Annotated in this window: 1 protein-coding gene; it reads right to left on the minus strand. The window is 63.0% G+C overall.

Annotation, left to right across the window (positions count from 1 at the left end; translation table 11 throughout):
* Positions 1-114 precede the first annotated feature (114 nt).
* Positions 115-1,287, minus strand: a complete 1,173-nt coding sequence (locus tag BHD06_RS22650; protein WP_080459194.1) for an IS5 family transposase — start codon at positions 1,285-1,287, stop codon at positions 115-117.
* Between the last annotated feature and the right edge of the window lie 48 nt (positions 1,288-1,335).

Below are 1,335 nucleotides of genomic sequence, written 5' to 3' on the forward strand. Positions count from 1 at the left end.
CAGGCCGCTGAAGAAGTCACCGATGGGGAATGGTTTCCCGTCTATGGGACTGAGACCCTTGAGCGCCCACCCCTTCGGATCGAATGGAATGCATGCCTGATGCCCGTTGTCGCCTCATGTGGCCAGTAACCGGGGCAGTCGGGCGAGGTTGTTGGCGGCCATCGTCAGGATGAAGCGGGATCGCACCCGTTCGAGGCCACGATACATGGTTTGTGCCGCCCCTCCGACGGTTTTGGCCCAGCCAAATGCCTCTTCGATGCGTTTTCGGTGTTTGATGGACTGAGAATACCGTTTGTGGCGGGTGGTGCGCCCGTCGATCGCGGAATATCGCGATTTCTGGGCGACATGTGGGGTCACACAGGCCTTGCGCAGATCGGCGACAAACCCGGCGGCGTCGTAGCCCTTGTCCGCGCCGAGCGTCAGGCGCCGCGTCGATCCGGGAGAATGGCGATGGATCATGTCCAGCGCGGCGCGCCGTTCGGCATGACCATCCGCCTGGGTCAGGTCGCCCTGCACGATCAGGCCGCAGCGGTTTTCCATCAGCGCATGCCCCATGAAGCACAGTGTCGCGCCGGTGCCGGGAGACTTTTTGTAGAGCCGCGCCTCTGGATCAGTGGTCGAGACATGCGTGGCGTTCGAACGCTTCTCGCCACGGAAATCGACCTCGGCATTGCGGTGCTGGTGGGTGGCGCGGGGCATCGGCTCGGTCTCGGGTTCGGATTGGGCGGGTTGGTCTTTTGCGGGGGTGTCGTGTTCGTGCGGATCACCCGGACCATCCTCCTCCGGCGGCGCGCCCTCTGCCTTCGGCTGGAAGCTCTTCATCGAGGCCCAGGCTTTCACCAGCGTGCCATCGACCGAAAAATGTTCGTCAGAAAGGAGCGGCGCCACTTCGCGGTGCGCCAGGATCGCCGCCATCACCTTGCGCGACATCTCCGTTGTCAGCAGTCGGTCGCGGTTCTTCGTGAACACGGTCGGGACCCAGACCTGGTCGTCGATGCCCAGCCCCACGAACCAGCGAAACAGCAGGTTATACTGCATCTGTTCCATCAACTGCCGCTCGGACCGGACCGAGAACAGGATCTGCAGCAGGCTGGCTCGGATCAGTCGCTCAGGTGCAATCGAGGGGCGGCCGAAATCGGTGTACAGCGCTTCGAACTCGGCGTCCAAGCTGGCCAGCGCATCATTCACCACCTGCCTGATCTTCCGCAACGGATGCCGCGCCGGGATGCGCGCCTCCAGATCCACATAGCTGAACAGCGAACCGCTCGTCTCGTCCGTCCCGCGCATCATCACCCCCGCCATTGCCGTGACGAGGATGAATCATGTTCCCAACCA

The sequence above is a fragment of the Roseovarius sp. A-2 genome (assembly GCF_002072155.1).
GTDB lineage: Bacteria > Pseudomonadota > Alphaproteobacteria > Rhodobacterales > Rhodobacteraceae > Roseovarius.